The sequence below is a fragment of the Ornithinimicrobium sp. CNJ-824 genome (genome assembly GCF_001942405.1).
Taxonomy (GTDB): Bacteria; Actinomycetota; Actinomycetes; order Actinomycetales; family Dermatophilaceae; genus Ornithinicoccus; species Ornithinicoccus kibberensis.
The window spans coordinates 1-23,488 of sequence record NZ_MKKA01000019.1 but is presented as its reverse complement, the minus strand read 5'-3'; the positions used below and the strand labels follow the sequence as shown (position 1 = coordinate 23,488).

20 protein-coding genes and 1 pseudogene are annotated in these 23,488 nt (G+C 73.0%); 11 read left to right on the top strand and 10 right to left on the bottom strand.

From position 1 onward, the window contains the following. Nucleotides 1–5: 5 nt before the first annotated feature. The 3 genes and pseudogenes from BJF81_RS19485 to BJF81_RS08620 all read left to right on the top strand — a co-directional run bounded on the left by BJF81_RS19485 (nucleotide 6) and on the right by BJF81_RS08620 (nucleotide 2,178). Nucleotides 6–413 carry a hypothetical protein gene (locus BJF81_RS19485; RefSeq protein WP_237770136.1) on the top strand — a complete coding sequence of 136 codons (408 nt, stop codon included), beginning with the start codon at nucleotides 6–8 and terminating at the stop codon, nucleotides 411–413. A 22-nt stretch (nucleotides 414–435) separates the two neighbouring features. Beyond that, nucleotides 436–1,118 (top strand): annotated as a pseudogene (locus BJF81_RS16800) (NYN domain-containing protein); the annotation flags it as partial. A 493-nt stretch (nucleotides 1,119–1,611) separates the two neighbouring features. Then, a complete protein-coding gene (locus BJF81_RS08620) occupies nucleotides 1,612–2,178 on the top strand; it encodes a DUF488 domain-containing protein (protein WP_075957998.1) in 567 nt (188 codons plus the stop codon). On the opposite strand, the gene BJF81_RS08615 is transcribed toward BJF81_RS08620, so the two are convergent. The 5 genes from BJF81_RS08615 to BJF81_RS19480 all read right to left on the bottom strand — a co-directional run bounded on the left by BJF81_RS08615 (nucleotide 2,114) and on the right by BJF81_RS19480 (nucleotide 10,917). Next, nucleotides 2,114–3,463, bottom strand: coding sequence for a glycoside hydrolase family 32 protein (locus BJF81_RS08615; protein ID WP_075957997.1), 1,350 nt, complete (start codon nucleotides 3,461–3,463; stop codon nucleotides 2,114–2,116). The two genes, BJF81_RS08620 and BJF81_RS08615, sit on opposite strands and share 65 nt — an antisense overlap. Continuing rightward, nucleotides 3,450–4,118 carry a VOC family protein gene (locus BJF81_RS08610; RefSeq protein WP_158068647.1) on the bottom strand — a complete coding sequence of 223 codons (669 nt, stop codon included), beginning with the start codon at nucleotides 4,116–4,118 and terminating at the stop codon, nucleotides 3,450–3,452. The genes BJF81_RS08615 and BJF81_RS08610 overlap by 14 nt, the downstream gene beginning before the upstream one ends. Before the next feature lie 48 nt (nucleotides 4,119–4,166). Then, entirely contained in the window at nucleotides 4,167–7,550 is a 3,384-nt protein-coding gene (locus BJF81_RS08605; protein WP_202817461.1) for a DEAD/DEAH box helicase, read from the bottom strand. A 68-nt stretch (nucleotides 7,551–7,618) separates the two neighbouring features. Further along, a complete protein-coding gene (gene icmF, locus BJF81_RS08600; RefSeq protein WP_237770130.1) occupies nucleotides 7,619–10,294 on the bottom strand; it encodes a fused isobutyryl-CoA mutase/GTPase IcmF in 2,676 nt (891 codons plus the stop codon). Beyond that, nucleotides 10,222–10,917 (bottom strand): cobalamin-dependent protein, encoded by a 696-nt coding sequence (locus tag BJF81_RS19480; RefSeq protein ID WP_237770129.1) that lies wholly within the window; start codon nucleotides 10,915–10,917, stop codon nucleotides 10,222–10,224. Before BJF81_RS19480 ends, icmF begins: the two co-directional genes overlap by 73 nt. 234 nt (nucleotides 10,918–11,151) lie before the next feature. Here BJF81_RS19480 and BJF81_RS20950 point away from each other — a divergent pair, with 234 nt between their 5' ends. The 4 genes from BJF81_RS20950 to BJF81_RS08585 all read left to right on the top strand — a co-directional run bounded on the left by BJF81_RS20950 (nucleotide 11,152) and on the right by BJF81_RS08585 (nucleotide 14,556). After that, nucleotides 11,152–11,526, top strand: a complete 375-nt coding sequence (locus BJF81_RS20950) for a hypothetical protein (protein WP_342447111.1) — start codon at nucleotides 11,152–11,154, stop codon at nucleotides 11,524–11,526. Then, the gene (locus tag BJF81_RS08595) at nucleotides 11,469–12,542 is read left to right on the top strand and encodes an ABC transporter substrate-binding protein (RefSeq protein ID WP_342447110.1); all 1,074 of its coding nucleotides are present in this window, start codon (nucleotides 11,469–11,471) and stop codon (nucleotides 12,540–12,542) included. Before BJF81_RS20950 ends, BJF81_RS08595 begins: the two co-directional genes overlap by 58 nt. 89 nt (nucleotides 12,543–12,631) lie before the next feature. After that, on the top strand, nucleotides 12,632–13,612 hold the full coding sequence (locus BJF81_RS08590; RefSeq protein WP_075957995.1) for a carbohydrate ABC transporter permease: 981 nt from the start codon (nucleotides 12,632–12,634) through the stop codon (nucleotides 13,610–13,612). Beyond that, a complete protein-coding gene (locus BJF81_RS08585; protein WP_075957994.1) occupies nucleotides 13,609–14,556 on the top strand; it encodes a carbohydrate ABC transporter permease in 948 nt (315 codons plus the stop codon). Before BJF81_RS08590 ends, BJF81_RS08585 begins: the two co-directional genes overlap by 4 nt. Nucleotides 14,557–14,566: 10 nt before the next feature. Here BJF81_RS08585 and BJF81_RS08580 read toward each other — a convergent pair whose 3' ends face one another. After that, nucleotides 14,567–15,985: a GH1 family beta-glucosidase gene (locus tag BJF81_RS08580; RefSeq protein ID WP_075957993.1), complete on the bottom strand. Its 1,419-nt coding sequence runs from the start codon at nucleotides 15,983–15,985 to the stop codon at nucleotides 14,567–14,569. A 43-nt stretch (nucleotides 15,986–16,028) separates the two neighbouring features. Between BJF81_RS08580 and BJF81_RS08575 the strand changes: the two genes are divergently transcribed. Both BJF81_RS08575 and BJF81_RS08570 read left to right on the top strand, forming a co-directional pair. Next, a complete protein-coding gene (locus BJF81_RS08575; protein ID WP_342447109.1) occupies nucleotides 16,029–17,468 on the top strand; it encodes a UTP--glucose-1-phosphate uridylyltransferase in 1,440 nt (479 codons plus the stop codon). Beyond that, nucleotides 17,465–18,238 (top strand): helical backbone metal receptor, encoded by a 774-nt coding sequence (locus tag BJF81_RS08570; RefSeq protein ID WP_143780748.1) that lies wholly within the window; start codon nucleotides 17,465–17,467, stop codon nucleotides 18,236–18,238. Before BJF81_RS08575 ends, BJF81_RS08570 begins: the two co-directional genes overlap by 4 nt. A gap of 18 nt (nucleotides 18,239–18,256) precedes the next feature. On the opposite strand, the gene BJF81_RS08565 is transcribed toward BJF81_RS08570, so the two are convergent. From BJF81_RS08565 to aroQ, 4 genes are read right to left on the bottom strand one after another with little or no spacing between them, the layout of a single operon-like run. After that, the gene (locus tag BJF81_RS08565; protein ID WP_075957992.1) at nucleotides 18,257–18,658 is read right to left on the bottom strand and encodes a hypothetical protein; all 402 of its coding nucleotides are present in this window, start codon (nucleotides 18,656–18,658) and stop codon (nucleotides 18,257–18,259) included. Between the two features lie 41 nt (nucleotides 18,659–18,699). After that, nucleotides 18,700–20,184, bottom strand: coding sequence for an aldehyde dehydrogenase family protein (locus tag BJF81_RS08560; protein ID WP_075957991.1), 1,485 nt, complete (start codon nucleotides 20,182–20,184; stop codon nucleotides 18,700–18,702). A gap of 15 nt (nucleotides 20,185–20,199) precedes the next feature. Then, nucleotides 20,200–21,036, bottom strand: coding sequence for a DUF429 domain-containing protein (locus BJF81_RS08555; RefSeq protein ID WP_083664099.1), 837 nt, complete (start codon nucleotides 21,034–21,036; stop codon nucleotides 20,200–20,202). A gap of 24 nt (nucleotides 21,037–21,060) precedes the next feature. After that, nucleotides 21,061–21,507 carry a type II 3-dehydroquinate dehydratase gene (gene aroQ, locus BJF81_RS08550; protein ID WP_075957990.1) on the bottom strand — a complete coding sequence of 149 codons (447 nt, stop codon included), beginning with the start codon at nucleotides 21,505–21,507 and terminating at the stop codon, nucleotides 21,061–21,063. Nucleotides 21,508–21,663: 156 nt separating this feature from the next. Between aroQ and BJF81_RS08545 the strand changes: the two genes are divergently transcribed. Together BJF81_RS08545 and BJF81_RS08540 are read left to right on the top strand one after the other, a co-directional pair. Beyond that, nucleotides 21,664–23,214: a sodium-dependent transporter gene (locus BJF81_RS08545; protein ID WP_075957989.1), complete on the top strand. Its 1,551-nt coding sequence runs from the start codon at nucleotides 21,664–21,666 to the stop codon at nucleotides 23,212–23,214. Then, entirely contained in the window at nucleotides 23,211–23,393 is a 183-nt protein-coding gene (locus BJF81_RS08540; RefSeq protein WP_075957988.1) for a methionine/alanine import family NSS transporter small subunit, read from the top strand. Before BJF81_RS08545 ends, BJF81_RS08540 begins: the two co-directional genes overlap by 4 nt. Nucleotides 23,394–23,488 lie beyond the last annotated feature (95 nt).

The following is a 23,488-nucleotide window of genomic DNA, read 5'->3' as shown; positions in this document are numbered from 1 at the left end:
ATCCCGTGGCCCTCGATGCCCGGCGGGTCGCCCTCGGTGCCCGTCGCGCCTACGGCTGCTGCGTCTCGGCGCGGGCCTCGGACATCGAGGCCGCCAGGGATTTCGCCCGCTGGCTGTGGGTGGAGAAGACCGAGCACCAGCTCGACTTCGCGACCTCCTACGGGGTGCACATCCCGGCGCGGCTGTCCCTCGTCCCGGAGGCGGACGTGCTGGCCGAGGGGCCGGCCCAGCACGTGGCGACCTACGTCGTCGAGCACGGGCACCCGCAGACCCCGCTGCTGTGGACCCCCCGGGCCCAGGCCGCGTGGACCGAGCTCGTGGGCCGGGTCGTGCGGGAGGGAGCCGAGCCCCAGGCCGAGCTCGACGCCCTCGTCCCGCTCGTGGAGGAGGAGCTGGAGCGGGTCAGCGTCTGAGTGCTGGCGTAGGGTGCCCAGCGTGGACACCGACGCCAGCAGCAGGACCCGGATCGCCGTGCTCATCGACTGCGACAACGTCTCGAGCAAGCATGCCGAGGCCGTCCTGGAGGAGCTGGCCAAGTACGGCACCCCGACGGTCAAGCGCGCCTACGGCGACTGGACGACGCAGCACCTCGTGGGTTGGAAGCCCGAGCTGCACCGGCACGCCATCCAGCCGGTCCAGCAGTTCGCCTACACCGTGGGCAAGAACTCCTCGGACTCGGCGCTCATCATCGACGCCATGGACCTGCTGTGGCAGGGCAACGTCGAGGCCTTCGCGCTGGTCTCCTCCGACTCCGACTTCACCCGGCTGGCCACCCGGCTGCGGGAGTCGGGCAAGCGGGTCTTCGGGCTGGGTCGCGCAAGACGCCGGAGTCGCTGCGCCGGGCCGTGGACCAGTTCATCTTCCTGGAGGTGCTTCAGGAGCAGGAGCAGGACCAGGACCAGCAGCTGGACGACGCCGGGGACGGCGGGGACCGGCGTGAGCCGGACGCTCCGGGGGACGAGGACCGCGAGAGCCGCACCCCCTCGATCAACCTGCAGAGCGCGCTGACCAAGGGGGTCAACGCGACCTCGGACGACGACGGCTGGAGCCGGCTGAGCGTCGTGGGCCAGCACCTCAACCGGGCGCACGCCGACTTCGACCCGCGGGAGTTCGGCTACGCCAAGCTCTCCCAGCTCGTCCAGGACCAGCCCTACCTGGAGACCACCACCGAGGGGTCGCACCTCATGGTGCGCCTGCGGCAGAAGCGGTCCGGCCGCACGACGAGGACGACGGACCGGGCCGCCGCCGCCAAGGACGCCGAGAAGTCGCCCGCCAAGGGCACGGCGGCGAAGGGCCCCGCGAAGACGGCCGCGAAGACGGCCGCGAAGACCACCGCCAAGGCCACGGCGAAGACCCCCGCGCAGGCGACGAGCCGCAGCCGGAGCAGGGCGGGGACGTCGGCCTCCAAGGAGTCCCCGGCGAACGAGTCCCCGGCCCAGGAGACGCCCGCCAAGGAGTCCGCCGCGCAGGACGCCCCCGCCCAGGAGTCCTCGGTCGAGGAGCCCGCCGCCCAGGAGACCCCGACCCGCAGGACCGCCACCCGCCGCACGGCCGGCCGCCGGGCCACCTCGGCGACGACCAGCCCGGCCGGCGGGGACGCCTGACGGCACGATGGCAGGGGCGGCACCGGCGCTGCTGACGTTCGGGCACGGGCGGCTGGACTCGCCCGCGCTGGCCGACCTCGTCCTCGAGGCGGGGATCGAGCTGGTCGTCGACGTGCGCCGCTACCCGGGCAGCAGGACCAACCCGGCGGCCAAGCGCCCCGCGCTGGAGGAGACCCTCCGGCAGGTGGGGGTGGCCTACCGGTGGGACGAACGGCTCGGCGGGCGGCGCCGGCTGACCCCCGACGAGCGGGCCGACAACCCCGACGTCTGGTGGCGGGTCGAGCAGTTCCGCGCCTACGCGGCCTGGACGAGGGACCCGCAGTTCCGGGAGGGGCTGGCCGAGCTGCTGCGCGACCTGGGTGGCGACCGGCACGGCCGGACGGCGGTGATGTGCTCCGAGTCGGTCTGGTGGCGCTGCCACCGCCGGATCGTGGCCGACGTCGTCATGGGCGAGCACGGGGTTGCGGTCGGCCACCTCATGCACGACGGCCGGGTCACCCCGCACACGCTCAGCGAGGGGGCGCGCCCCGGACCTGACGGTCCGCTGGTGTGGTCGGGGGACGCAGCCGGCTGACGTCGACCGCACGCACCTCGACGACCTGCCCCGCAGGACCGGCCCGCCCGGGTCGGACCGTCAGCGCCCACGGCCGGGGGTGACGGTGCGTGGTCGGCGGCCCCTGCGCCGGGTAGACCTCCAGCACGTCCGCGTCGACGAGGACCAGGTCACCGGCCGCCAACGGCACCTCCGGCAGCTCGGCGTGGGTGAGCCGGGCCCCCTCCGCGAGCGCCTCCACCCGCAGGGGCCGGTCGAGCTCCTGGTGCGCCGTCACCTCCTCCGGCGGCCCCAGCGGCAGACCGGCGGCCACCCGCGGGTCGAGCACCAGCCGCACCGCACCCGCGTGCGCCCCGTGGTCGTCGGGGACCACCCGCCGCGGCAGGGTCAGGCAGCCGGCGTGGTCGGGCCCGTCGGCAGGCCCGTCGGCAGGCCCGTCGAGGTGCCGGTCCTCCTCGCGCACCCACCCCAGGAGCCAGGCACCGGGGTCGGGGTCGGCCGCGACCTGCGGCGCGTAGAACGAGGTGCCCACGTCCAGCACGGCCACGCCCGACGGCTCGAACCGGGGCGTGCCGTCGTCGTCGACCACGTGCCCGCCGACGCCCACCACCTGGGTGAGCCGCCCCCGGTCGTGCAGCGAGAGGACCAGCGACGCCTCCCCGGTCCCGCCGTCGAGCAGGACCAGCTGGGGGCACTCCCACACGTCGGCCGGGCCCGCGGCGGCGAGGTCGGCCCGGTCGCCCCGCAGCCAGACGTCGGCGTAGCGCCAGTCGGCGAGGTCTTCGGCGTCGTAGAGCAGCACCGCCGGTGTCCCGTCGGCCAGCCCGGCCCCCAGCAGGGCCCACCGGCGGCCGGCGTGCTGCCAGACGAACGGGTCGCGCGTCACCCGCACGGGCGGTCCGGGCTGCGCGGCGACGACCCGGGGGCCGGACCAGCGCACCAGCTCCTCGTCCCCCCGCCGCAGGCACACCGTGCTCACCTGGGACTCGTCCACCACCCCGGTGTAGAGCGCCACCGCGCCACCGGGCGTCGGCAGCAGCACCCCGCTCCAGCAGCCGAACGCGTCGGGACCGCCCTCGGTCGGACCGAACGCGACCGGGTGGTGCTCCCACCGGACCAGGTCCTCGCTGCTGGCGTGCCCCCAGGCGATCCGGTCGTGCCGGGCCGCCTGCGGGTTGTGCTGGTAGAAGACGTGCCACCGTCCCTGGTGGAACACCATCCCGTTGGGGTCGTTCAGCCAGCCGCTCGGCGGCCTCAGGTGGTATGCCGTGCCCGCCGGCCCGGTCGTCCGCTCACCACCGGTCACGGCAGCACTCCCCCAGCTCGACGAGGCCCTCCGGGCTGTCGAGGACCGCGTGCAGCCGGGGATGGGGGCCGTGGTGCACCTCGACGTCGACGTCGAGGACGGCCAGGGCCCGTTCCACGGCCTGCGGGTCGGGATGGTCGACGGCCAGCTCGACGAGCTCGAGCGTGGGCATCGACCCGTCCGTGGGGTGGGGGCCGTCCCAGGCGATGAGGAAGGGCTGGACGCCGCCGTGCGCGAGGGGCCGGGGCACGGCCAGCCGCCAGGCCAGCCGGGTGCCGTCGGGCAGGTCGCGACCGGCCCGCACCGCGCGTCCCGTGTCCACCCCCGCGGCGGCCGCGGCGGCCAGCGTGGCGTCCAGGTCGCGGGTCCGCACGGCCCACGCGTGCAGCCGGGGCACGAACTCCGCGCCCAGGGCCCCCAGCCCGAGCATCGTCTCCTCCGGCGCGACGGGCGGCTGGTCGGGATCGGGGGCCAGCAGCTCCAGGTAGCACCGACGCTCCCCCTGCCAGGTCAGCCCGACGAGGGCGTTGCGGGTCCCCCGCCCCGGGTGGCTGCCGCCGGACACCGGCTGGACGCCCGTGCGTCGGGCGAGGTCCAGGACCGCGCCCTCCAGGTGGGGCACGGCCAGGACGAGGTGGTCGAGCGCGGCGGGCATGAGGGCCATCCTGGGCCATCGACCTCGCGACCGCCACCATCGCCGCGCCTAGCGCTCCAGCAGCCCGCGGATGTCCTGCGCCGTGATGGTCCCGGAGCGGAACTCGCCGGCGTCGACGACCGTGCGGAACAGGTCGCGCTTGCGCTCCTGGAGGGCCACCACCTTCTCCTCGATCGTGCCGGTGGAGACCAGCCGGTAGACGTTGACCGGGCGGGTCTGCCCGATCCGGTGGGCCCGGTCGACGGCCTGGGCCTCGGCGGCCGGGTTCCACCACGGGTCGAGCACGAAGACGTAGTCGGCCTCGGTCAGGGTCAGGCCGACGCCGCCGGCCTTGAGGCTGATGAGGAAGACCGGGTCGTCGCCCTCGCGGAAGGCCGCGATCCGGGCCGGACGGTCCCGGGTCCGCCCGTCCAGGTAGGAGGTGCCGATCCCGGCCTCGGTGAGGGCCTCCCGGACCAGACCCAGGTAGCCGGTGAAGCTGGAGAAGACCAGCGCCCGGTGGCCCTCGGCCGCCAGCTCACGCACCTGGTCGACGAGCACGGCGATCTTGGCCGAGGTGGCCGCCCCGGCGTGCTGCTCGTCGACGAGCCCGGGGTCGAGGGCCAGCTGGCGCAGCATCGTCAGCGCCCGGAAGACGGCCATCCGGTTGCGGTCCAGGTCCTCCAGCAGGCCCAGCACCCGCTGACGCTCCCGCTGCAGGTGCCGGTCGTAGATCTTCTGGTGGGTCGGGTGCAGCGGGACCGGCAGCACCTGCTCGATGCGCTCGGGCAGCTCGGTGGCGACCTCGTCCTTGGTGCGGCGCAGCAGGAACGGCCGCACCCGACGCCGCAGCCGGTCGAGCGCCTCCGGGGAACGGCCCTGCTCGATCGGCCTGCGGTAGTGCTCGGTGAACGCCTCGGGTCCGCCGAAGAGCCCCGGGGCCGCGAGCGAGGTCATCGACCACAGGTCCATGACGGAGTTCTCCAGCGGGGTGCCGGTCAGCACGAACGTCCGTGGGCTGCCCAGCTCGCGCACGGCCCGGTAGGTCACCGAGCGGTGGTTCTTGACGAACTGCGCCTCGTCGAGCACCACCCCGCTCCACGGCAGCGCACGGTAGTCGGCCGCCTCGAGCCGCAGCAGCGTGTAGGAGGTGACGACCAGGTCGGCCGACCCCACCGCGTCGGCGAGGGGGCCACCGCGGCGCCTGCGGGTCGAGGTCACCGCCGCGGTCCGCAGGCCCGGGGCGAACCGTCGGGCCTCCGCCTCCCAGGTCGCGACCACGCTCGTCGGCGCGACGACCAGCACCGGCCCCTCCGCCAGGTCGCCGCGCTCCTCGGCCCGCAGCACCGTGGCCAGCACCTGCAGCGTCTTGCCCAGCCCCATGTCGTCGGCGAGGATCCCGCCGAGGCGGGCGTCCCACAGGGTGCTCAGCCAGCGGAAGCCCTGGAGCTGGTAGTCGCGCAGGGTGGCGGCCAGCGAGCCGGGCACCTGGGCGGTCCCCCGGTCGGCGTCGCCGAGGTGGCGGAGGGCCTCGACCGAGTCGCGCCAGCGCTGCGCCTGCTCCCCCACGACCCCGAGCTCGACGAGCTCCTCCCACAGCCCTGCCTGGTAGCGGGTCAGCCGCACCGCGTCCGGCCGGTCGGCGTCGGCGAGCGCGCGGGCCTCCTCGATGAGCCTGCGCAGCTGCTGCAGCTCGGGGGTGTCCAGGGAGAACCACGTGCCCGAGGGCAGCATCATCACCGCGTCCCCCCGGACGAGGGCGGCGAAGAGCTCCTCGAAGGGCACGGGTATGCCGTCCACCGTCACCGTCACGTGCAGGTCGAACCAGTCCTGTCCGCCGTCGTCGTCCTCGACCTCGCTCGTGCCGAAGGTGACGACGGGGGCGTCCTGGGCCTGGGCGTAGTCAGGCAGCTGCCCCTCCACCCGCACGACGACGTCGTCGTGGTCCTCGAGGGTCGGCAGGACGGCCGTGACGAACAGCGCGGTGTCCCGCCCGGCGAGGGTGCGGGGCTCGGGCCGCGGCGGGTAGCCCCAGGGGTCGACCAGCACCGGCATGGCGGCGGACAGCAGGTCGCCGACCTCGGCGAGGATGCGGTCCTCGGCGTCGACGGCGCGCGGACCGTCCGCCGGCGAACGTCGCAGCGGCAGGACGACACCGCGCGTGCCGTCCTGACCCTCACCGTCCGTGCCGCCCCGCTCGCCGTCCCCGTCCGGCTCGGTGCGGTAGAGGAAGGTCCAGGCCAGGTCCAGCCGGTGGTCCTCGCCGGGGGTCAGCTCGAGCAGGAGGACCGGCCGGGCCGGCCGCAGGTCCGTCGCCGACCCGTCGGGGGAACGGACCGGGACCGCCCTGCTCAGGTGGGGGAAGTAGAGGGTGCGAAAGCGGTCGACGTCCTCGGGCGGGACCTCGACCGGTCGGTCCCGCTCGAGCAGCGGCAGGAGCAGCTCGGGGATGCTCGTGCGGACCGGCCACAGCCGCAGCCGTCCGTCGGCGTCCACCCGGCCGATGCCGTGCGCCGGCCGCCCCAGCGGGAGCAGGCGCACGTCGTCGCCTTCGTCGCTCGCGTCGCCTTCGTCGTCCGCATCGGCGTCGTCGCCCGCCACCAGCAGGCGGGGTGCCAGGGTCAGCCGTCCGTCGTCGTCGCGGCGGACGTCGAGGACGACCTCGGCGGACCCCTCGCCCAGCTCGACGGCCGTCAGGCCGGCGCCGGGGACCAGCTCCACGCCCACGCGCAGGCACCGCTCCAGCACCGGCCAGGCGAGCGGCCCCACGTCCCCGAGGGAGAGCTCGGTGGCCGAGTAGTGGCGGTAGGACAGGCCCTGGGCGGCGACGTGCAGCTGGCTGACCGCGGCCCGGTGGACGGGCTCGACCCCGGGGCTGGCCCACGGGCTGGACAGGTCGCGCCAGGTGACGCCCGACCGCGCCCAGCGTCCGCCGCCCCGCAGGCTTCGGCGGACCGGCCGCACGACGAGCCGGGGCGCCTGGTCCCACACGTCCCGGCCCGAGGGCAGGCTCAGCTCCAGCCCGAGCCGGTGCGTGGCGTCCTTCGGACCCTCGCCGTCGCCACCGCCGCCCGCGGCCGGCGCCCGCACGACCGGGGCGAGGGCCCGCTCCCAGTCGTGCCGGTCGGTGTCCGCGCCCTGCTCCCGCAGCCGGCGCGCGGCGACGAGCAGGACGGCCACGGCGTGCTTGCAGTCGACCACCACGGGGCAGGAGCACCGGCCGAACCAGGCGCCCGAGCCGTCGTCGGGCTCCACGATCGTCTGGTAGAGCCCGCGGGCGGACCCGCTGACCGTCGCCAGCAGCTGGCCCCGCGGACCGGCCACGAGCGTGCGCACCCGGTCGCTGGCGGCATACCCCTCCGCCCGGGACAGGGTGACCACCCCGACGTCGCGCACGAGACCGTCCCTGCTCAGCTCGAGCACCCAGCGCGCGGGGGTCAGGTCGGTGGCCACCCCGACACCGTAGGGGCTGCGTCCGACAGACCGGGACCGGCCGTCCACAGCCGACCCGGCCGGTGGCCTCAGACGTTGCGGCGGTACTGCCCGCCCACCTCGAAGAACGCCTCGGTGACCTGCTGCAGGGTGCACACCCGCGCGGCGTCCATGAGCACGGCGAAGACGTTGTCCCCGGCGAGCGCGGCCTCCTTGAGCCGGGCCAGCGCCTCGGCCGCCTCGTCGGCGTGCGCCTCCTTGAACTCGGTGACCCGCCGCAGCTGGGACTGCTTCTCGTGCTCGGTCGCGCGGGCCAGCTCGACCTCGACCTCCTCGCGCTCGGACTCCGGCCGCCGGAAGGTGTTGACCCCGACGATCGACAGCGACCCGTCGTGCTTGCGGTGCTCGTAGAGCATCGACTCGTCCTGGATCTTGCCCCGCTGGTAGCCGGTCTCCATCGCCCCGAGCACCCCGCCGCGCTCGGAGATCCGGTCGAACTCGGCCAGCACGGCCTCCTCCACCAGATCGGTGAGCTGGTCGATGATGAACGACCCCTGGAGCGGGTTCTCGTTCATCGCCAGGCCCCACTCCTTGTTGATGATGAGCTGGATCGCCAGCGCCCGGCGCACCGACTCGGTCGAGGGCGTGGTGATCGCCTCGTCGTAGGCGTTGGTGTGCAGGCTGTTGGCGTTGTCGTAGATCGCGATGAGCGCCTGCAGCGTGGTCCGGATGTCGTTGAAGTCCATCTCCTGGGCGTGCAGCGAGCGCCCGGAGGTCTGCACGTGGTACTTCAGCTTCTGGCTGCGCTCGTTGGCGCCGTACTTCTCCCGCATCGCCACCGCCCAGATCCGGCGGGCGACGCGACCGATGACGGAGTACTCCGGGTCCATCCCGTTGGAGAAGAAGAAGGACAGGTTGGGCGCGAAGTCGTTGACGTCCATCCCCCGGGCCAGGTAGGACTCCACGTAGGTGAACCCGTTGGCCAGGGTGAAGGCCAGCTGGCTGATCGGGTTCGCCCCGGCCTCGGCGATGTGGTAGCCGGAGATGGACACCGAGTAGAAGTTGCGCACGCCGTTCTCGATGAACCACTCCTGGATGTCGGCCATCATCCGCAGCGAGAACTCGGTGGTGAACAGGCAGGTGTTCTGCCCCTGGTCCTCCTTGAGGATGTCCGCCTGCACGGTGCCGCGCACGGTCGCCAGGGCGTGCGCGCGCAGCTCCTCGGCCTCGGCGCCGGAGGGCTCGCGGCCCTCCCGCTCGCGGAAGGCGTCCAGCTGCTGGTCGATCGCGGTGTTGAGGAAGAACGCCAGCACCGTGGGGGCCGGGCCGTTGATCGTCATCGACACCGAGGTCGTCGGCGAGAGCAGGTCGAACCCGTCGTAGAGGACCTTCATGTCGTCCAGGGTGGCGATGGAGACCCCGGAGGTGCCGACCTTGCCGTAGATGTCGGGCCGCTCGCCCGGGTCGCGGCCGTAGAGGGTGACCGAGTCGAACGCCGTGGACAGCCGGGTCGCCGGCAGCCCCTCGGAGAGCAGCTTGAACCGGCGGTTGGTGCGGAACGGGTCGCCCTCGCCGGCGAACATCCGGGCCGGGTCCTCGTTGTCGCGCTTGAAGGAGAACACCCCGGCCGTGTAGGGGAAGGCGCCGGGCAGGTTCTCCCGCCGCCAGAAGCGCACCATGTCGCCGGCGTCGCGGAAGGCCGGCAGGGCCACCCGCGGCACCTTGGTCCCGGAGAGGGACTCCCGGGTGAGCGTGGTGGTGATGTCCCGGTCGCGCACGCGCACCGTGTGCTCGTCCCCGGAGTATGCCGTCACGATCCCCGGCCAGGCCTGCTGCAGCTGGTGCACCTCCTCGGGGAGGTCCCTGCGGGCCTGCTCGAGCAGCTCGTCCACGCCGTGGTCGGTGCGGCCCAGCGAGGCCAGCTCGTCGTCGACGGCCTCGAGCCGCTGGATCCGGGAGGCGGCGTCGGCCCAGCGCTCGGTGTCGGCGTGGTAGCCGCGGATGGTCTCGGTGATCTCGGACAGGTAGCGCACCCGGGTCGGGGGCACCACCTGGCGGATCGTGCTGGAGTGCCGCACGTCCACGCGCGGCAGCGTGCCCTCGGACACCTGGAGCCCGTGCCCGCCGAGCAGCTCGAGCAGGTGCTGGTAGAGCGCGGTGACGCCGTCGTCGTTGAAGGTGGCCGCCGAGGTGCCGAAGACCGGCATGTCCTCGGGGCGCTTGCCGAAGGCCTCCCGGTTGCGGACCAGCTGGCGGCCCACGTCCCGCAGCGCGTCCATCGCCCCGCGCCGCTCGAACTTGTTGATCGCCACCACGTCGGCGAAGTCGAGCATGTCGATCTTCTCCAGCTGGGAGGCGGCGCCGAACTCCGGCGTCATCACGTAGAGGGAGGTGTCCACGAACGGCACGATCCCCGCGTCGCCCTGCCCGATACCGGGGGTCTCCACGATGACCAGGTCGAACCCGGCGGACTTGAGGATGTCGATCGCCGCGGGGACCGCGTCGGGCACCTCGCGGTCGCCCCGGGTGGCCATCGACCGGAACAGCACCCGGTCGCCGTCCAACGAGTTCATCCGGATGCGGTCGCCCAGCAGCGCCCCGCCGCCCTTGCGCCGGGTCGGGTCGATCGCCAGGACGGCCACCCGCAGCCGGTCGCCCTGGTCGACCCGGACCCGCCGCACCAGCTCGTCGGTCAGCGAGGACTTGCCCGACCCGCCCGTGCCGGTGATCCCCAGGACCGGCACGGTCCGGGCGGCGGCGGCCACGGCATACCTGCTGCGGTCCTGCTCGGGCAGCGCCCGGTCTCGGCACCGGTGATGGCGCGGGCCACGGCGGTCCGCTCCCCCGCCAGCACCGCGTCGACCTCGGCGGCCCCGACCTCCCACAGGTCGTAGTCGCAGTCGGCGACCACCTGGTTGATCATCCCGGGCAGGCCGAGGCGCTGGCCGTCCTCGGGCGAGAAGATCGTCACCCCGGAGCCACGCAGCCGCTCGATCTCCTCGGGCACGATGACGCCCCCACCGCCGCCGACGACCCGCACGTGCCCCGCCCCGGCCTCGCGCAGGCTCTCCACGAGGTACTCGAAGTACTCCACGTGACCGCCCTGGTAGGAGGAGACGGCCACGCCGTTGGCGTCCTCGTCGAGCACGGCGTCGACGACCTCCTGCACGGAGCGGTTGTGGCCCAGGTGGACCACCTCGGCGCCCTGGGTCTGCATGATCCGCCGCATGATGTTGATCGAGGCGTCGTGCCCGTCGAACAGGCTGGCGGCGGTGACGATCCGCACCGGGTTGACCGGCACGTGCCGCTCCGGGGTCACCGGGGCCGCCTCCGGCTGCTCCTGCTCGGTCTGCTCGTCGCTCGTCCGGACGTCGGTGTCGGTGCTCACGGCCTTCTCCTCGTCGAGTGCGGGGTCCTGCCCCGATGGTAGGGGACGCGCCGCTCCCGGTTGACGTTCGGGTCAACCCGACGCCGGTGCCCGCGACCCTCCCGCAGGCCGCTGAGCAGGGGGGGATCGTTACCAGGATGTGACCGCAAGGCCCTTGCCCGCACGCCCGATCGCTCTGGAATAGTGGCCGTGGAGCGTCCGTTCCGGACCCCGCGAAGAAGGAGAGCTGCAACGATGCGCACGACCCGCAACCCCCGCCGGATGAAGCTGGCCCTAGCGGCGAGCCTCGCCGCCACCCTGACCCTGGCCGCCTGCGGAGGTGACGACGGCGGCGGTGACGCGGGCGAGGACGACGGCGCGACCGCCGGCGGCGACACCGACTGCTCGGCCTTCGAGCAGTACGGCGACCTGGAGGGCAAGTCCGTCTCGGTCTACACCTCGATCATCTCCCCCGAGGACCAGCCGCACATCGACTCCTACATCCCGTTCGAGGAGTGCACCGGCGCCACCGTGGAGTACGAGGCTCCCGCGAGTTCGAGGCCCAGCTGCTGGTGCGGCTGGAGTCCGGCAACGCCCCCGACATCGCCTACGTGCCCCAGCCCGGCCTGATCGAGCGCATCGCCAACGACTTCCCCGACCAGATCACCGAGGTCGGTGAGCAGGCCCAGTCCAACATCGACGAGTACTACAACGAGGCCTGGCGCGGCTACGGCACCGTCGACGACACCCTCTACGGCGCGCCCCTGGGCGCCAACGCCAAGTCCTTCGTCTGGTACTCCCCCGCGGCGTTCGAGGAGAACGGCTACGAGATCCCCGAGACCTGGGACGACCTCATGGCCCTCAGCGACCAGATCGTCTCCGACCACCCGGACGTCAAGCCCTGGTGCGCCGGCATCGAGTCCGGCGGCGCGACCGGCTGGCCGGCCACCGACTGGGTCGAGGACGTCATGCTGCGCACCGCCGGCCCCGAGGCCTACGACCAGTGGGTCGAGCACGAGATCCCCTTCGACGACCCCCAGGTCGTCGAGGCCGTCGACACCGTCGGCGAGATCCTGCGCAACCCGGACTACGTCAACGGCGGCCTGGGCGAGGTCCAGTCCATCGCCACCACCCCGTTCGGCGAGGCCGGCCTGCCCATCCTGGACGGTTCCTGCTACCTGCACCGGCAGGCCTCCTTCTACCAGGCCAACTGGCCCGAGGACGTGACGGTGGCCGAGGACGGCGACGTCTTCGCCTTCTTCCTGCCCGGGCAGAGCGCCGAGGACCGCCCGGTCCTGGGTGCCGGCGAGTTCACCGTCGCCCTGGCCGACCGGCCCGAGGTCGCGGCCCTGCAGGCCTACCTGACCAGCCCCGAGTGGTCGAACGAGAAGGCCAAGGTCTCCGGCCCCGGTTGGGTATCGGCCAACTCCGAGCTCGACCCGGCCAACCTGGAGTCGCCGATCGACCAGCTGGCCTACGAGCTGCTGACCGACGAGGACGCCACCTTCCGCTTCGACGCCTCCGACCTCATGCCGGCGGCCGTGGGCGCGGGCACCTTCTGGACCGAGATGACCGACTGGATCGCCAGCGGCAAGGACACCCAGGAGGCGCTGTCGGCCATCGAGAGCTCCTGGCCGGCCGAGTGACCCACCGGCGGTCGTGACCGGGTGAGGGGTGGGGCGCACGCCGCTGCACCCCTCACCCGGTCGTGCCGCCTGCGAACGAAGGAACCGCAATGGACTACCTCCTCGGAGCCGACTCCTCCACCCAGAAGCTCGTCGTGATGGTCGTGGCTATCCTGCTCTTCGTCGGGGTGATGGCCCTGGTGCTCTTCGTCGCCGAGCTGCCGAAGATGCCCCGGTGGGCCACGGTCGTCTTCTTCCTCGGCCCGGCCCTGCTGCTCATCGCCTTCGGCCTGGTCTACCCGGCCATCAACACGGTGCTGAGCTCGTTCAAGAGCCCCAACCTGCAGGAGTGGGTGGGCACGGACAACTACGTCGAGGTCTTCACCAACCCCTCGATGAGACGGGTCCTGCTCAACACCCTGCTGTGGGTGCTGCTGGTCCCGACCGTCTCCACGGCGATCGGCCTCGTCTACGCCGTGCTCGTGGACCGCACCCGGTTCGAGAAGCTGGCCAAGACGCTGGTCTTCCTGCCGATGGCCATCTCCATGGTCGGGGCGAGCATCATCTGGAAGTTCGTCTACGACTTCAAGCCGGCCAGCCGGCCGCAGACCGGCCTGGCCAACCAGTTCCTCGTCTGGCTGGGCCTGGACACCCAGCAGTTCCTGCTCAACTGGCCGTGGAACACGCTCTTCCTCATCGCCGTCATGGTCTGGATCCAGGCCGGCTTCGCGATGACGGTGCTGTCGGCCTCGATCAAGGCGATCCCGGACGACATCATCGAGGCCGCCAAGCTGGACGGCGCGAGCAACTTCCGGATGTTCCGGTCGGTGACCGTCCCCTCCATCCGCCCGGCCCTGGTCGTGGTCCTCACGACCGTGGCCATGGCCACGCTGAAGGTCTTCGACATCGTGTACTCGATGACCGGCGGCAACTTCGGCACCTCGATCGTGGCCAACGAGTTCTACATCCAGACCTTCCGCACCGCCCAGCGCGGCGTCGGCGCCACCCTGGCCGTGCTGCTGTTCGTCATGGTCGTCCCGATCGTGGTCTACAACGTGCGCCAGATGAAGCTCTCCGAGGAGCAGCGATGACCAGCAACGCCCCGGTCGCCCCGGTCAAGGACCTCGACGGCGACGGACGCTCCGAACCGGTCCGCCCCCGCAAGCTCACCAAGGCCGAGAAGCGGGCGATCGACACCAAGAACCGGCTGTCCTCACCCTGGGCCTCGGCGATCGCGATCGTCATCGCGCTGCTGTGGACGGTGCCGACCTTCGGCCTGTTCGTCACCTCGTGGCGACCGCCCGCGGACATCCGCACCAGCGGCTGGTGGACCTTCTTCGGCGACCCGGAGGTGACGACCGAGAACTACGTCGAAGTCTTCACCGGCGGCAGCACCGACTTCGCCTCGGCGTTCATCAACACCGTGGTCATCACGCTGCCGGCGGTGATCATCCCGATCACGCTGGCGCTGCTGGCGGCCTACGCCTTCGCGTGGATGGAGTTCCGCGGACGCAACATCCTGTTCGTGGCGGTGTTCGCCCTGCAGATCGTGCCGATCCAGGTCACCCTCATCCCCCTGCTGACGCAGTACAACAACTGGGGCCTGGTCGGATCGTTCTGGCCGGTGTGGATCTCGCACACGATCTTCGCCCTCCCGCTGGCGATCTTCCTGCTGCACAACTTCATGATGGACATCCCCCGGACCCTCATCGAGGCGGCCCGGGTGGACGGTGCCGGGCACGTGAAGATCTTCTTCCAGGTGCTCCTGCCGCTGCTCGTGCCGGCGATCGCCGCCTTCGGCATCTTCCAGTTCCTCTGGGTCTGGAACGACCTGCTCGTCGGCCTGGTCTTCGGCTCCGGCCCGGACGTCTCCCCGCTGACGGTCCGCCTGGCCGACCTGACCGGCACCCGCGGCACGGCCTGGCACCTGCTGTCCTCCGGCGCGTTCGTGGCGATGGTCGTCCCGGTGACGGTCTTCCTGCTCCTGCAGCGCTACTTCGTCCGCGGCCTGCTCGCCGGCGGCGTCAAGGGCTAGGGCCCGGGGTTCAGGTCCCGGGGAGGACGCCGGTCGAGGCGAGCCGCGCCCACCAGCGCGCGCTCGCCTTCGGCGTGCGCCGCTGCGTGTCGTAGTCGACCCGCACGATGCCGAACCGCTTGGCGTAGCCGAAGGCCCACTCGAAGTTGTCCATCAGCGACCAGACGAGGTAGCCGCGCAGGTCGGCCCCCTGCTCGATCGCCTCGTGGGCGGCCCGCACGTGCGCGTCCAGGTAGGCGATGCGTTCCTGGTCGTCGACGAACCCGTCCGCGTCCGGCCGGTCGTCGCAGGCCATCCCGTTCTCGGTGACGACCATGGCGATCCCGCGCGGACCGGTGTAGTCCCGCTGCAGCCGCAGCAGCAGCTCGCGCAGGGCGTCGGCCGAGATCTCCCACCCCATGTCCGAGACGGGTATGCCGCGACGCACCGCCCGCACGTGCTCGGAGCCGACGTTGGGCGAGGGCTCGTCGAAGGCGCGGGCCTGCCTCGCCGCCTCGGCCGCCCGCTCCGGGTCCGGTCCGGTCACCGCCTGGGTGGCGTAGTAGTTGACCCCGAGGACGTCGATCGGCGTGGCGATGGTCTCCAGGTCCCCCTCCTGCACCAGGTCCTCCGGCCAGACGTCGGCCAGGTCCGTCAGCACGTCCTGCGGGTAGGCGCCCCGGGTGACCGCCTCGACGAAGAACCGGTTGGCCGTCCCGTCGACACGGCGGGCGGCGTCCCGGTCCCCCTCGCGGTCCGGGTCCAGCGGCACGGTGTCGGTGAAGTTCAGCGTCAGGCCCAGGCTGGCGTCGGGGTCGCGCTCGCGCAGCGCCCGGACCGCCTGCCCGTGGGCCAGCAGGAGGTGGTGGGCCGCCCGCAGGGAGGCGACGGGGTCGGCCTGCCCGGGGGCGTGGTGGGCGCCGGCGTAGCCGTGGAAGGCCGCGCACCACGGCTCGTTGAGGGTGGCCCAGTGCCGCACCCGGTCGCCGAGGGCGTCGTGCACCGCGAGCGCGTAGTCGACGAACCGGTCCGCGGTCTCCCGGGCCGGCCAGCCTCCGCGGTCCTCCAGCGCCTGCGGCAGGTCCCAGTGGTAGAGCGTCAGCCACGGCGTGATCCCGCGGTCCAGCAGCGTGTCGACCAGCCGGGCGTAGAAGTCCAGCCCCTGCCGGTTGACGGTCGTGCCGTCCGGCACCACCCGGGCCCACGAGATGGAGAAGCGGTAGGTGCCCAGGGACAGCTCCCGCATGAGGTCGACGTCGTCCTCGTAGCGGTGGTAGTGGTCGCAGGCCACCGATCCGTCCTGGCCCTGCCACACCGCCCCGGGCTGCCGGGCGAAGACGTCCCAGATCGAGTCGGCCCGGCCGTCCTCGGAGGCCGCCCCCTCGATCTGGTAGGCCGCGGTGGCCGCGCCCCAGCGGAAGCCGTCGGGAAACTGCACCTGTGCGTTCATGCGTCCCATCCTGTCGCATCGACTCCCGTGGCAGGCTGGGACCGTGGCAGAGACGACGGACGACGGGAAGAACGCCGACCACCCGGGCCGGGCCGAGGCGGTCGCCCGGATGCGGGCCGCGGGGGTGAACGAGCCGGCGGTGCGGGCGTTCGTCCGGCACCACGAGGCCCTGGTGTCCGGAGCGACCGGGCTCGTGCGCGAGGCCGACGTCGAGCCGGCCTCCCCGCAGGTCTTGCTGGACGACCTGCCCGACGACCCCGACGCCGGCCGCGCCGCGCTCGACGCGACGGCCGTAGCCGTGCTCAACGGCGGGCTGGGCACCTCGATGGGCCTGTCCGTCCCCAAGTCGCTGCTGCCGGTGCACGACGGCCTGACCTTCCTGGACGTCACCGTGCGCCAGGTGCTGGCGCTGCGGGAGGTGACGGGGGCCCGGCTTCCGCTGCTGCTCCTGGACAGCTTCGCCACCCGCGACGCCACCCTGGCGCGGCTCGCGGCATACCCGGGCCTGGCCGTGGACGGCCTGCCCCTGGACGTCCTGCAGAGCCGGGAGCCCAAGCTGCGCGCCGACGACCTCTCCCCCGTCGACCACCCGGCCGACCCGCGGCTGGAGTGGTGCCCGCCGGGGCACGGCGACCTCTACCCCACGCTGGCGGCCTCCGGGGTGCTCGACGCGCTGCTCGAGCAGGGCTACCGGCAGCTGTTCGTCTCCAACGTCGACAACCTCGGCGCGGTGCCCGACGCCCGCCTGGCCGCGTGGTTCGCCGCGGACGGCGCCGGCTACGCCGCCGAGGTCTGCCCCCGGACCGAGATGGACCGCAAGGGCGGCCACCTCGTGCGACGGCGGGCCGACGGGCGGCTGCTCCTGCGCGACACGGCCCAGACCGCCGAGGAGGAGCTGGTCCACTTCACCGACGGCGACCGGCACCCCTGGGCGCACACCAACAACCTGTGGCTGGACCTGGTCCGGCTGCGGGAGCTGCTGGAGCGGCACGGCGGGTCGCTGCCGCTGCCGCTCATCCGCAACCCCAAGACGGTCGACCCGACCGACCCCACCTCCACGCCGGTCGTCCAGGTCGAGAGCGCGATGGGCGGGGCGGTCGAGCTGTTCGACGACGCGGTGGCCGTCGGGGTGGGCCGGGACCGGTTCGTGCCGGTCAAGGGCACCGACGAGCTGCTCCTGCTCCGCTCGGACGCGTATGCCGTGGGGCCGGGCACGGGGTACCGCCTCGTCGCGCAGGCCGACCCGCTGCCCGTCGTGACCCTCGACCGGCGGCACTACCGGTTCGTGCACGACCTCGACGCCCGGTTCCCCGCGGGGGCGCCGTCGCTGCGGGAGGCGGCCGGCCTGGAGGTGGAGGGCGACTGGACGTTCGGGGCCGACGTGGTCGTCCGCGGACGGGTACGGCTGGCCGACGAGGGCGGGGCCCGGCGGGTGCCGGACGGGACCGTGCTGGAGGGGTCCTCGGCGGAGGGGGCCCCGTGAGCCGGGTCGTGGTCGACGACCTGGGCGCCGAGGTCGCGCTGCCGGACGGGCCGGTGACCCGGGTGGTCTCGCTCGTGCCGTCGCTGACCGAGGCCGTGGCCGTGACGCGGCGGGAGGCGCTGGTCGGGGCGACCGACTGGTGCACCCACCCGGCGGACCTGGACGTGACCCGGGTCCGCGGCACGAAGAACCCCGACCGGGCCGCCGTGGCGGGGCTGCACCCGGAGCTCGTCCTGGCCGTCCAGGAGGAGAACCGCGAGCTGGACGTGCGGCGACTGCGCGCGGCCGGGGTGCCGGTGTGGGTCGGCGTCGTCGAGTCGGTCGACCAGGCGGTGGACGCCATGGAGCGGATCTTCGGCGAGGTCCTGGCGTGGGGCGTCCCGGACTGGCTGGCCCGGGTGCGGGAGCTGTGGGTGCCGGCCGGCGGCTCCCCGCCGGCGCCGCGGGCCCGCGTGGCGGTGCCGGTCTGGCGGGACCCGTGGATGGTCGTCGGCTCGGCCACCTTCACCGGGGACCTGCTGGCGCGGGCGGGGCTCATCAATGTCTTCGCCGACCACCCCGAGCGCTACCCCGCCCTGCCGGTGGAGGAGGTCGACGGCGCCGGGGCCGACGTCGTGCTGCTGCCCGACGAGCCCTACGAGTTCACCGCCGACGACGGGCCGGAGGCGTTCGGGCGCACCCCGACCCGGCTGGTCAGCGGCCGGCTGCTCACCTGGTACGGCCCCGCCATGGAAGAGGCGTGGGACCACCTGGCCGCGGTGGAGGCCTGAGCGCGGCTCGGTCCTGGCTCAGTGCCCCTGGAGACGGGCCGGGTCGATCCGCTCCAGGCGCATGCCCGGCTTGCGGATGGCCAGGGTGGCCAGCGGGACGGCGGCCAGGAGGAAGAGGACGCCGACGACGATGTGCACGGTGCGCAGGCCCATCTCGCCGAGGGCGACCTGGGCGACGGCGAGCACGAGGACGCCGACCGCGTGCATGAACAGGCCCTTGTTGGCCGAGGCACGCATCCAGACGAAGGCCACGACCGCGGTGACGAGGGCGACCACGACCGTGGTGTTGCCGATCATCCCGTGGGCGCCGACCCAGGTGCCCCCGACGAGAAGGAACCCGAGGACGGCCTGCAGCACCCCCAGAAGGGCGGTGAGGACGGCGGTGATCTTGAGCAGGACCAGGGTGGTGTCGGACGTCATACCTCCCAGTGTCCCAGATGCGGGACGTGTCACCGGCCGCCTCAGAGGCGGACGTTGACCTGCTGGATCTGGGTGAACCCCTCGAGCATGCCCTCCAGGGAGAACTCCCGCCCGTGGCCGCTGGACTTCATCCCGCCGTAGGACTGGCCGACCTGCTGGCCGCCGCCCTGGTTGACCTGCACCCAGCCCGACTCGATCCGGTGCGCGGTCCGCAGCGCGGCGGAGACGTCGCGGGCGAAGACGAACGCCGCCAGGCCGTAGGACGTGTCGTTGGCCATCCGCACGACCTCGTCCTCGTCGCGCCAGCGCAGCACCGACAGCACCGGGCCGAAGATCTCCTCCCGGGCGATCCGCCAGTCGTTGGACACCTGGGACAGGATCATCGGCGCGTGGTAGAAACCGGGCTCCCCCACCTGCAGGGCGGGCCGCCCGTCGTAGGCGACGTGCACGCCCTCGGTGGACAGGCCGTCCTCGACGTAGCCCTGCACCCGGTCCCACTGCCGCTGGTTGATGATGCAGCCGATGTCGGTGGCCTCCTCGCGGGGGTCGCCGACCGTCAGCCGGGAGACCCGGTCGACGAGCTTCTCCAGGAAGCTGTCGTGCACGTCCTCGTGGAGGAACAGCCGGGAGCCGGACGTGCAGCTCTGCCCCTGCCGGGCGAACCGGGTGGCCAGCAGCACCTGCTCGACGACCTCGTCGGTGTCGGAGTCGGGGAAGACGATGCAGGGCGATTTGCCGCCCAGCTCGAGGGAGACGTGGGCCAGCCGCTCCCCGGCCCGGGCCGCCACTCCCGCCCCCGTGACGGTGGAGCCGGTGAAGGAGACCTTGTCGACGTCGCCGTGGGTGACGAGGGCCTCGCCGACCTCCGGGCCGTAGCCGGTGACGACGTTGATCGCCCCGGGCGGCAGGTGCCGCTGGCAGACCGCGGCCAGCTCCAGGATCGTCGTGGGCGCGTCCTCGGCGGCCTTGAGCACGACCGTGTTGCCGGCGACCAGGGCGGCCGGCAGCTTGAAGGCGGCGATCATCAGCGGGGAGTTCCACGGCAGGATCGCCGCGACCACGCCGAGCGGCAGCCGACGGGTGTAGGACAGCGCGTCGTCGCCCGTGGGCAGGGTCACCCCCTTGGTCTCCCCGGCCAGCCCGGCGAAGTAGCGGAACGCGGTGACCAGCAGGGCCGCCTCGGGGCGGGCCTGGGTGCGGATCGCGTTGCCGGTGTCGACCGCGGTGAGCCGGGCCAGGTCCTCCACGAGGGGCTCGAGGTCGTCGGCGATCCGCAGCAGCGCCCGCTGCCGCTCGACGAAGGGCAGCGCGGCCCAGCCGGGGTATGCCGCGCGCGCGGCCCGGACCGCCCGGTCGGCGTCCTCGGCGCGCCCCCGGGGCACGCGGGCCACGACGCGGTGCCGGTCGATGGGGGTGATGACGTCGATCGTCTCCCCCGACGCGGCGGGCACCTCCTCGCCGCCGATGAGCATCCCGTAGTCGCGGGGCCGGTCGGTCTCGAGCGTGGGGAAGGGCTGCGAGGTCATGCGGTGCTCCTGGGGTCAGACGTGGATGGCGGCCGGGATGCCGTCGGAGAAGGTCTGCGGGTCGTCCGGGAAGGTGCGGGCCGAGCCGGTCTTGACCCGGTGGGCGGTCCACGCGGCGGCGCAGGCGTCCAGCATGTCGTCGGTGCCCACGCCGGTGGGCGCGGTGGTCGGCACGTAGATCCCGTGCCGGGCCAGGACCTCCCGGCGCTCGGCCGAGCCCTCGGCGGTCCGCTTCTTCGACGCGACCGGCGCACCGGCCATCTGCGCGAACGAGGCCTCCGGGTGGCACTCGGCGACGAGGAAGGACAGGTCCTGGCGGACCCAGGCGTCGACCTCCTTGATCCGCCGCCGCAGCTCGAAGGCCTGCTGGGAAACCCCCGACCCGACCTTCTCCCGGTTGACCGCGTTGGCCTGGCCGTAGGACTCGGCGTAGACGGCCTCGCGCACGGGCGTGGTGAACACCGAGGAGGACTTGCCCGGCAGGAACGCCCGGGTCTGCACGTCGGCCTCGCGGCGGGCGTCGTCGGGCAGACCGATCGGGATGTCCACGGCCACGACGGCCACGTCGCCGGCCTTCTCCACGACCTCGGCGACGCTGGCGCCGGTCAGCAGCATGGGGGTGCCGTGGCCCGAGGCGTCGAGCAGCGCGCCGACCCAACCGCCGCGGGAGACGTCCACGCCCAGGACCGGCAGCGAGGCGTCCGGCGTCGAGGGGCGCCTGCCCGGGCGCCCCGAGGGCATCGCCGCCATCGCCGGCCGGGGCCGCGCGGGGGCACCGCCCCTGGCCTGCTCACCCCCGGCCTTCGCGCCGCGCTTGCCGGTCAGCTGCTGCCACCACTGCGTCAGACCCATGAGGACACGATAGGCGCCGGCCGGTCAGCCGCCGTAGCGGGTCGCCAGCAGCTCCACGGCCCACCGGTAGCCGTCGACGCCAGCGCCCGCCACGACCGCCTCGGCGACCGGTGAGAGGTAGGAGCGGTGGCGGAAGGGCTCGCGGGCGTGCGGGTTGCTCAGGTGCACCTCGACGACCGGCAGCCGCACGGCCTTGACGGCGTCCAGCAGCGCCACGGAGGTGTGCGTGTAGGCGCCGGCGTTGAGGACCACGCCGACGACGTCGCCGGCGGAGCGCGCCTCGTGCAGGGCGTCGACCAGCCCGCCCTCGTGGTTGGTCTGCCGGCAGGTGGCCTCCAGCCCATGGCGCCGGGCCTCCTCGCGGCAGAGGTCGTCGACGTCGGCGAGCGTGGCCGACCCGTAGATCTCGGGCTCGCGGGTGCCGAGCAGGTTGAGGTTGGGGCCGTTGAGCACGAGGATCCGCCGGGGCATGGGACCAGCGTGGCACAGGGGGCGGGCGTGGCCACTACCCAACCGCGCGGATGTGGACTAGGTTGCCAACCGTCCGGGCCTGCCCCGGCAGCGGGGCGGGCGCCGCCCGACCTGCGGCACGTTCATACCGCACCATCCTTTCCAAGGAGGTCCGCCGTGGCTGGCACGAACACCGCCCCGGCCGCCGAGCAGCGCGACACGTGGACCCACAACACCGGGTTCATCCTCGCGGCGATCGGCTCGGCCGTCGGCCTGGGCAACATCTGGCGGTTCCCGGGGGTCGCCTACGAGAGCGGGGGCGGGGCCTTCCTCATCCCCTACCTCCTGGCGCTGCTGACCGCCGGCATCCCGATCCTGTTCCTCGACTACGCGATCGGCCACCGCTACCGGGCGGCCGCCCCGCTGGCCTACCGGCGGATGGCCAAGCCGGCCGAGACCCTGGGCTGGTTCCAGATCGGCCTGTCGTTCGTCATCGCGGTCTACTACGCCGCGGTGGTCGCCTGGTCGTTGAGCTACTTCGTCTACGCCTTCGACCTGCGGTGGGGCGAGGACACGCTCGGCTTCTTCACCGGCGAGTACCTCCAGGTCGGCGACCCGGAGATCTCGACGACGATCGTCTCCTCGGTGGCCATCCCCCTCGTGCTCGTCTGGGCCGCGATCCTCGTCGTGCTGGCGCTGGGCGTCAGCCGCGGCGTGCAGCGGGTCAACGTCATCTTCATCCCGCTGCTGGTCGTGGCCTTCCTGGGCCTGGTGATCCGCGCCCTGACGCTGCCCGGCGCCGCCGACGGGCTCGACGCGCTGTTCACCCCCAACTGGTCGGCGCTGCTGGACCTCAACGTGTGGATCTCGGCGTACGCGCAGATCTTCTTCTCGCTGTCCATCGCCTTCGGCATCATGGTCACCTACGCCTCCTTCCAGCGGCGCAAGGCCAACATGACCAGCTCGGGCCTGGTGGTGGCCTTCGCCAACTCCTCCTTCGAGATCCTCGCCGGCATCGGCGTGTTCGCCACGCTGGGCTTCTTCGCCCACCAGCAGCAGGTGGCCGTCGCCGACCTCGAGGGGCTGACCGGGCCGATCCTGTCCTTCGTCACCTTCCCGGCGGTCATCTCCGAGATGCCGGGCGGCAACATCTTCGGCGTGGTGTTCTTCGCCGCGCTGGTCCTGGCCGGGTTCACCTCGCTCATCTCGATCCTGCTCGGGGTGGCCGCCTCGATGCAGGAGAAGTTCGGCCTGGGCCGGCGCACCGCCGCGATCCTGGTGGCCTCCGTCTCGGGCGCCCTGTCCATCGCGCTGTTCTCGACCACCTCCGGCCTGCTGGCGCTGGACACCGTCGACCAGTTCGCCAACAACGTCGGCATCGTCCTGTCGGCGATCGTCATGACCGTCGTCGTCGTCTGGGTGGCCCGTCGCTCCGAGACCCTGCGGCGTCACCTCAACGCCGTGTCCACCTTCAAGGTGGGCCGGATCTGGATCGGGCTGCTGGGCATCCTCGTGCCGGGCTTCCTGCTCGTCATGCTCGGGCAGAAGCTGGTCACGCTGGTCGGCGAGGGCTACGAGGGCCTGCCCACGTGGTACGTCGGCCTGTTCGGCTGGGGCATGCTCGCCCTCGTCATCCTGGCCGCCGTCGTGCTCGCGGCCCTACCCTGGAAGGGCCGGGACGACCCGGACTTCCGCGCCTGGCCCGAGCTGGAGGAGGAGACGCGATGAACACCGGCGCCATCGTCATGATGCTCGTCGCCATGGTCGTCGTCTGGGGAGGGCTGGTCGCCAGCATCCTCTACCTGCGCAGCCGCCCCGAGGTGACCGACGGCCTGCACGAGGACCCCGACCTGGTCCGCGACGACGAGCGGCGCGAGCACGAGCCGCACCCCTTCCGCGACACCTGAGCCTGGATCCGCCGAGCGGGTTTCGTGAGGGGCGTCGTGCGTCGCTGAAGACGATTTTTGGAGCGGGTCGGGGTTCTGGGCGTGGGAGGTCCGCC